Raw genomic sequence first — 7,940 nt, forward strand, 5'->3', positions numbered from 1 at the left:
ATTGAGGATAATCGTGTGTCAAAAAAGGCGGGACAGAAACCCCCCGGGTTGAAAATCAGTGAACTGGCGAAACGCGCCGACGTAACCATCCCCACCATCAAGCACTACCTGAAAGAGGGTCTGCTTCCCAGACCCATCAAAACCGGTCGCACCATGTCATACTACGACGAGGCTTGCGTCGACCGGGTCAGGCTCATCAAGCGACTTCAAAATGAACGGTTTCTCCCCCTGTATGTGATAAAGCAGATACTGGAGAGTGATACCGACCTCGATCAAGAGTTGATACTGAGGGAGGGAATCCTGGGTGTCTCACGGCTGGACATCCCCACACGGGTCGTATCGCCCGAGGATATCGAAAAGGCGACAGGATATGGCGCCGCGCGCCTGAAGGAGGCGGAGCGTATGGGCGTGATCCTTCCCCAGTCAACCGATGGGGGGACGATATACGATACCGTCGACCTGGAAATACTCTCACTCATAAGAAAGCGGGAGGACATCGGGATTCCCTTCGAGTACACCCTCGAGATGATGTCCATATACAAAAAATATATGAAGAAAATCGTCGAGGAGGACGGCGTCCTTTTCGTCCGGAACCTGCTTTCATTGAAGAGCACCGAAGAGGTCATTACATACGTCTGGGAGGGTGACAGCGCCCTGGTGGCGTACATGCCGCTGATTCGTGCCAAACTCACCCGGGCGAACGTCGAGCGATTGTTCCGTGTCCTTCGGTCCGTGCCGGAGTTAATCGATGAGGCGCTCAATTTTCGATGTCTGCCCGGCGCATGGGAGACGATTGACCGGGATCTGGAATCGATAGATCCTCAATCGGTGTCGTGGAGGCTTGTGGCCGGTTCCGTCGTCCATCCTGAACGACGGGACGATACGGCGTCTCTTTTCGACGGGGGACCGTCAGCGGAGGAAGCACGGGAGTTGTTATCGGCACTATGTGATATCACCCGCGGCCGGGCGGACGACGCACTTTCTCATCTCGCCGCCGTATCCGAGAATGATACATGTGTGCAGATGAAACACGCTCTTTTAGGAGTGGCGTATATCATCAAAGCCACACAGACATCGAGATTCATGCCGATCATCGATAATATAAAAAATGCGATGTCGCATTTCGACCGATCTCGGGAGACATCCCGTTACCGGTCGTCACATCTTTTTGCCACCTATATCCGCGGCATGGGACTCTCGGTCATCCCCGAAGAGTTCGGCGCCTATGACAACGCACTTCTCGATCTTACGTGTGTCATCGAGTGGGGGGGCGATCAGAATGATGACGATAAGGGGGACATCGATTTCCACATCATCCGTGAGCTGATATACAAGTCCACCTATTTTTTGGTGCTGATGCAGCGCGCCGCGGGGAGGCTCGAGACAGCGGTAGATCGCTTAGGAAAATTGATTGAAACGGGTGCGGAAAAATATTACCTATCCTGGGCGAAAAAGACGCTGAAAGAGATCAAAAAGGAGCTTCTTGACCAGAAGAAGACGTAAAAGCAACTCGTACCACGATGAACGATACTATTGACGTGATTTGAATAGAGAAAGAAGAAGGGTATCGTATGGAACAGACGAAGGTTCGGCTCGAAGCGGTGGGGACTGCCGGTGGTGCTCCTGGTGACACTCCTGATCGCCTATCTCGATCGTCTGAACCTCTCACTGGCGCTGCCGAAGATCGCCGAGGAATTCGGCTGGACCGACGCCCAGATCGGCGAATACGGTGGTCTGCTTATCAGCATCTTCTTTGTGGGATACGGCCTGACGAACATGTTCGCAAGCCCCTTGGGCGAGAAGATGGGCGCCAGAAGAAGCCTGATTGTCATTATCATCCTCATTTCCATTTTCACCGCAATCACCGATGATATCGGCGGTCTTTACCGCCTTCGTCGCGGTTCGGTTCCTGCTGGGTGTCGGCGAGGGGATTCATTTTCCGATGATGAGTCTTTTGACGAAGACCTGGTTTCCCCCGAAGGAACGATCCCGGGCGAACGGCATCTGGATCAGCGGCGTGATGTGGTCCACCATCATTGCTCCGCTTGTGCTTGTGCCCGTTATCGGGTGGCTGGGGTGGCGGGGGATGTTCTACTTCCTCGGCGTTATGGGGATTATCATCAGCATTCCACTGGTTGTTGCCTTTGTGTTCAATAGCCCCAAATCACACCCGCGGATAACAAAAGCGGAAGTCGCGTATATAGAAGGCAATATGGAGCCGGAAGCGGAGATGGATGAGCGATTTAGTTCCCAGATCAAGGAGATCGCCAAAAAGCCGACGTACTGGATATTGATGCTGGCGGGCATTATGAACAACATGACGGCGTACGGGCTGATCATGTGGCTCCCCACCTATTTCGTCCGGGAGCAGGGCCTCGATTTCGGAAAGCTCACCTTCGTGGCGGCCGTCCCCTATCTCTTTTCCATTGCGGGGATCGCCGTGATGGCGTTTCTCGGTGATCGAACGGGGAGACGATCCCTGCTGGCCGGTCTCGGGTACATCATCACCGCCGTCATCACCTACTTCGCCGCAACGTCCCCAACCATCTTTATGACCGTGGCGCTCTTTTCCGCGGCCGTCTTCTTCCAGATGGGTTTTGCACCAACGAGTTCGCAATCCTCTAGCATATCCTCCCGAAGGAGAGGGTGGGAACAGGGACCGGTTTTTACAACGGAATGGCCATGCTGATCGGGGGCGGGGTGTGTCCGATCGTCGTTGGACAGGTGGTCGGCATGACGGGAGGCAGCTACACCGCCGGGATTATGGCACTGATGGGGATGGCGTTTCTCTGCGGAATCATCATGCTGATATTACATAGATTGGTAAAATATTGATCAATCAAGGCCGGTCATCCCGGACATAAAAGGCATCAAGGAGGACAGTATGCCGAAAGCAACTGAAGTAATGGCGGACATTCTCGTACAGGCGGGTATTGAATATATCTTCGGCATCCCCGGAGGATGCACGCCATTTTTATTCGAAGCCCTGGAGGAAAAACAAGATAAAATCAAGATGATCCTCTCCAGGCAGGAGGGAACCGCATCCTGCATGGCGGATATGTATGGACGGATAACGGGAAAGCCCGCGGTTATCATGGGGCAGGGGGCGTGGATGGGCTCGAACGCCGCGTTCGGCATCATGGAGGCGTATCTTGCCGGCGTGCCGATGCTGATCATCACGGAAACATCCGATTACGCAAGCCTCCCGCTGCACCAGCCGTACCAGAACGCCACGGGCGATTACGGCGCTTTCGACCTTCCGTCCATCATGCGCTCAATGACAAAATTCACCACCGTCGCCACCAACGCCAGCGAATTCGCCCACGGCATCCAGCTTGCCATCAAGCACGCCACGACCGGGAAGCCGGGGCCGGCGGCGGTTATCATCCGCTGGAGCGTGATCAGCGAGGAACTGGACCCCGATACCGCGAATCCCCGACTCTATCCCATTGCGGGACATCTGAACGTATCGCCCCCCTCGATCACAATGGATGACGCAGACCGCATCGCGGATATGCTCATTGCAGCGAAAAACCCGGTGATGATCACCGGAAGGGGCATCCACGCCGCCAAGGCGTACGCGGAGGTTCAAGAGACGGCCGAGCTTCTGGGTATGCCGGTTGCGACCAGCTACATGGGAAAGAGCACCATCCCCGAGGTACACGACCTGGCCCTCGGCACCACCGGGATCATCGGCCAAAAGGCCGCGAACGAGCGGGTGACGAATGCGGACGTCATCTTCGCCGTGGGAACGGGATTGGCGCCGGAGAATATGAAGATGCTCTCCCCCGATTTCATCCGTCCGATGGAGCAGAAGATCATCCAGGTGGACATCGAACCGCTCCACGTGGGGTGGACGTATCCGGTGACAATCGGCGTGACGTCAGAGGCGAAGTGTGCACTTCGGGCGATTATCGACGCCGTCAAGGAGAGAAACCCGAAGATCGACGTGAAAAAGAGGATCGAGGAGGTCAAGGCGTTCAAGAAGGCACACGGCTATTTTGAAAACATCTCTCACGACTCCACCGACACGCCGATCCCGCCGGGCAGAATCGTCGGCGAGGTCTCGAAGGTGCTCGGTCCCGACGACCTCCTGGTGCTGGACGCAGGAAACAATCGGATATTTTTTACACACCTGTTCCAGTCCACACATGTGGGGCAGATATTCGCCGGCGGCGGCGCAGCCGCCATGGGATGGGGGCCGCCGGCGGCCCTGGCCGCGCAATTGCTCAATCCAAAGAAGAGGGTGATGTGCCCGACCGGTGACGGCTGCATGTTCATGGCCCTCAGCTGCCTGGAGACCGCGGTCCAGTACGATATACCGGTCACCTACGTGATCCTCAACAATTCTGTTTTGGGCAACGTCAATGATTTTATGAATCCACAGCGGAGGAAGATTACCGAATACAACGAGCCCGATTTGGCATCCCTGGCGAAGGCTTCGGGATGGATGGGGATAAAGGTGAAAAAACCCCAGGAACTAGAGCCCGCACTCAGAGAGGCCGTCGAGAGCGAGAGGCCGGCGCTTGTGGATATCACGACACTGCACCAGCCGCATTTCACGATGATGCCGTTTTAAAAATCGGAAAGATGCATCATGAAGTATGCAGATGCTGAAAGTATTGGAGAATAGTAAATAGCAACAACTCAAATGGTTCCTCTCCGGCGTCTTTTCCTTATCGTCCCCACGTGCCGGAGAGGAATCCTTACTTTCAAATAAGGGACGGTTTCGATTGATAAAAATATCCAATAGAACAGAAGAGAACATACAAGGATGATACGATCATCCGGGACGGCGGTAAAATCGTACAGTGAAGGCGGTTGTGGGTGCGCCCCACATCATCGGCGCGTATATAACAAGATCCATTGACGAGGAGCTTTCATGCGATATGTGCGGCGATGGGCTTGAAGATATCTCGGTGACATTCGTTCAACTCAATTCGGGTGAGCCGGTAATCGGGGCGTTGAGGTTTCCGGGTGCGTGTGATGTCCTGTGTGTCGGGAAAAGAGGGACATCGAATAGTCATGTCGTTTGTTTTTTTACTATAAAAAACGAATTGTAAAGGATTTTAGGTGCGGTAGTTGTGAGTTGCGTTGACAGTTTCCCTTCCTGTGAGACGGTTTTACTATACTTCGCCATGCTTTCCTCGGCTACCGTCTCTTCATACACAAGTCACTGACACAAATCCAGGCCGTCAGGGAAGGTCTCCCGGGGCGTTCGTCCCTGACGGTACTTCCCGTGCCTCGTTGTAGAGATTCATGAAGCCGTCAAGATCGGCCGGTATCTCCTCAAGGAACCGATGGAGTTTCTTCCTGAAGGCCACCTCGTAAAACTCATTCTTGATAATCTGATAAAGTCGCCCCACCGATCCGTCTGTCTGCGGACGCCTGACCCGTCTCCTCGTGTGCTCGACGTACCAACTCCACACACTTCACCGATGCTGATCTGAATGTCCGGCATTTTAGGGAATTTTTAAGAAATCTAGGGCGATCACTATCGTCTCTATACGACAAGACCTTTTCAAAAGGCAGTCATGTGGTCATATTTCGATAAAACACGAAGTTAATACCTTTTTCCACATTTCCTCTTGACAATCTTTTCAGGATTGCTATAATCAGAAAAAAAGTAGACCGACGGTATACTTTTATTTGGCACGATTCAATTCTATCTTTCATGAGGATCTCTCGGGGTAACAATGGGCCATCTTGAGATACATTGTACGGAACAAGCAATCTCTGAAAGTCGTCGAGAACAAAATAAAAACGCTATTCGGATGCGCATTTCCATGGCCGCGCACAACCTCTTTCTTGAAACCGGGTACAGTAAAACGACAATTGCCGATATCGCCCGGCGTGCTAACGTCACGAAACGCACGCTTTACAGTTATTTTCCCTCAAAAATAACTCTATATATCGAGATGTATGATTACTATCTCGAAAGATATCACCAGGTCATCGTGGACGCGGTTCGATCGGAAATGCCGACGAGGGAGAAATTGCTTTTTCTCATGGACTCTTTGTTTGCCTTTACCAAAGATAATGAGAAATTCATGAGATTGTTCTGGATGATAGACAGTGAGGAGTATGGGGGAGATCTCTCAGACGATTTAACCGAACGTATCAGGAACTGGAGCATCGAAAACATTCGTGAAGCTCGGCCCCTGGTGAAACTGGCGTTTGAAGAGGGAGTGATCATCGACATTGAGCCGGAGATGCTCATTCATCTCATATCCGCCGTGAACAAGGGTATTATGACCCATACTCATAAAGAGCGGAAGTTCAATATCGCTCATATTGATCCCGAGAGTCTGTACAGTCAGTTTAGACATATATTATTACGGTCCATTTTCCTTTAAACAACGAGAAAGCATACAGGAGCGGTTAAAAATGTATGTTGATCAAGATCTCTGTAGGAAATGTGCGGACTGCCTGCCGATCTGCCCTGTCGGTGCGTTTGAAATCAGGAATAAGAAAATAGTCATCAACTACGATTCCTGTGTCGAATGCGGTGTCTGTCTCAGATCAGGAATATGTACGGAGGGAGCCATCAAGCAGGTAGATGAAATCCCATACCCCCGGATAATTCGGGCGGCGTTTTCCGATCCGCTTCACCACCATGAAAGTACCGAGGTGTTGGGGCGAGGGACCGAGGAGATGAAGACAAACGACGTCAAGGATGAGTTCACCGAGGGAAATGTTGGATTTTCCCTCGAGCTCGGACGACCGGGAGTCGCCACGAAGCTCTCGGAGCTTGACAAGGTTACCAGGGAAGTGATCTCCCTGGGGGGAGAGTTCGCCACGTATAATCCGGTGCTCTCATTGATGGAGAATCCCGATACAGGCGCATTGAAATCGGAGGTGCTCGGAGAACGGGTTTTATCCGCAATTGCGGAGTTCATAGTTCCCCGAGAGCGAGCGATGGACGTACTGGGTGAACTGGTCACATTCATCAACCACTCGGTGGATACCGTCGTGACGGTAAGTCTGATAGCGAGAAATGACGAAAATGGCGGCCATTCACTGCTGGATGATCTTAAAAAATTAGGTCAAGAGCTCGGTTTCAATCCGTATCCCAACGGCAAGGTCAATGTCGGCATGGCACTGGTCAGATAAGGAGCAAAAGATGACGCACACTTTGGACAGGATCGGATTGAGTGAAAACCATTCAGGCGAGGAAATCGTCATCTTGTGTATGGTGCATTACAAGCACAAGGAAGAGAAGTCTGAAGAGATCCAGGAAATCGCCCGAACGGTACTGAAATACAAGCCGAACAACTTTATCGGTTTCCCCCTGAGTATACCGGAAGAATACCTTCTCCCCATGGCCGCACAGGCGGGTATTGTCACAGCGGTTTTCACCGACATGAGCTCAATAACATCGCTTGTTCGCGAGCTCCGTGAAAAGGCTCTGGGTATTTCCGTGGTACTATCGGGACTTTTCTCTGATGTACGAAAAATATGTGATGAAACGGGACTTACGGAACATACTACGCATTATACCGCGGGGGTTTTCGGGAAAACAGACGAGTTACCTGATCATCTTACCCTTGAGATAACGACCCAGTGCGGTCATGCACTTGTCTCATCGCATTATGTATCTAACATAGTGAAAAAAATAAGAAAGGGCATGCTGACATCGGAAGAGGGTGCGGAACTTCTGGCCAAGCCGTGCGTGTGCGGTATCGTGAATAAAAAGCGAACGGCGGAAATACTCGCGAAAATGGCGCAACTATAATTATAGTGAAATGTATTTATCCATTACGGACTGTTATGGAAGGGAGGTGTGAAACAGTCTTCATGTCGCTTCAAAGATATCTTATCTTTCCCTGTTCCGTTCAAGGAGATGCATCATGTGTGACAAGATTAACTTGACTTGACAGTTGAAAAGAAAGGTGGTCAGATGCCTCCTGGCAAACAACTCAAAAAGTTGAAGGAGGATA

At 51.9% G+C, this 7,940-nt stretch carries 9 protein-coding genes; 7 read left to right on the forward strand and 2 right to left on the reverse strand.

The window, feature by feature from the left end:
• Positions 1-15 precede the first annotated feature (15 nt).
• Entirely contained in the window at positions 16-1,503 is a 1,488-nt protein-coding gene (locus tag JW885_06870) for a MerR family transcriptional regulator (GenBank protein ID MBN1881879.1), read from the forward strand.
• A 140-nt stretch (positions 1,504-1,643) separates the two neighbouring features.
• On the opposite strand, the gene JW885_06875 is transcribed toward JW885_06870, so the two are convergent.
• On the reverse strand, positions 1,644-1,832 hold the full coding sequence (locus JW885_06875; GenBank protein MBN1881880.1) for a hypothetical protein: 189 nt from the start codon (positions 1,830-1,832) through the stop codon (positions 1,644-1,646).
• Positions 1,833-1,867: 35 nt separating this feature from the next.
• On the opposite strand from JW885_06875, the gene JW885_06880 reads away from it, so the two are divergent.
• From JW885_06880 to JW885_06890, 3 genes are read left to right on the forward strand one after another with little or no spacing between them, the layout of a single operon-like run.
• Positions 1,868-2,689 (forward strand): MFS transporter, encoded by an 822-nt coding sequence (locus JW885_06880; protein MBN1881881.1) that lies wholly within the window; start codon positions 1,868-1,870, stop codon positions 2,687-2,689.
• On the forward strand, positions 2,683-2,835 hold the full coding sequence (locus JW885_06885) for a hypothetical protein (GenBank protein MBN1881882.1): 153 nt from the start codon (positions 2,683-2,685) through the stop codon (positions 2,833-2,835). The genes JW885_06880 and JW885_06885 overlap by 7 nt, the downstream gene beginning before the upstream one ends.
• A gap of 49 nt (positions 2,836-2,884) precedes the next feature.
• Positions 2,885-4,579: a thiamine pyrophosphate-binding protein gene (locus tag JW885_06890; GenBank protein ID MBN1881883.1), complete on the forward strand. Its 1,695-nt coding sequence runs from the start codon at positions 2,885-2,887 to the stop codon at positions 4,577-4,579.
• Between the two features lie 616 nt (positions 4,580-5,195).
• Here JW885_06890 and JW885_06895 read toward each other — a convergent pair.
• The gene (locus JW885_06895; protein MBN1881884.1) at positions 5,196-5,366 is read right to left on the reverse strand and encodes a hypothetical protein; all 171 of its coding nucleotides are present in this window, start codon (positions 5,364-5,366) and stop codon (positions 5,196-5,198) included.
• A gap of 420 nt (positions 5,367-5,786) precedes the next feature.
• On the opposite strand from JW885_06895, the gene JW885_06900 reads away from it, so the two are divergent.
• The 3 genes from JW885_06900 to JW885_06910 are packed head-to-tail and all read left to right on the forward strand — an operon-like array spanning position 5,787 to position 7,735.
• Complete coding sequence (locus JW885_06900; GenBank protein MBN1881885.1) at positions 5,787-6,356, forward strand: TetR/AcrR family transcriptional regulator; 570 nt, start codon at positions 5,787-5,789, stop codon at positions 6,354-6,356.
• A gap of 31 nt (positions 6,357-6,387) precedes the next feature.
• Positions 6,388-7,113 carry a 4Fe-4S ferredoxin gene (locus tag JW885_06905; GenBank protein MBN1881886.1) on the forward strand — a complete coding sequence of 242 codons (726 nt, stop codon included), beginning with the start codon at positions 6,388-6,390 and terminating at the stop codon, positions 7,111-7,113.
• Positions 7,114-7,123: 10 nt separating this feature from the next.
• Positions 7,124-7,735, forward strand: a complete 612-nt coding sequence (locus JW885_06910) for a hypothetical protein (GenBank protein ID MBN1881887.1) — start codon at positions 7,124-7,126, stop codon at positions 7,733-7,735.
• The last annotated feature ends 205 nt before the right edge of the window (positions 7,736-7,940 follow it).

This window comes from Candidatus Zymogenaceae bacterium (assembly GCA_016931225.1).
Lineage (GTDB): Bacteria > Desulfobacterota > Zymogenia > Zymogenales > Zymogenaceae > JAFGFE01.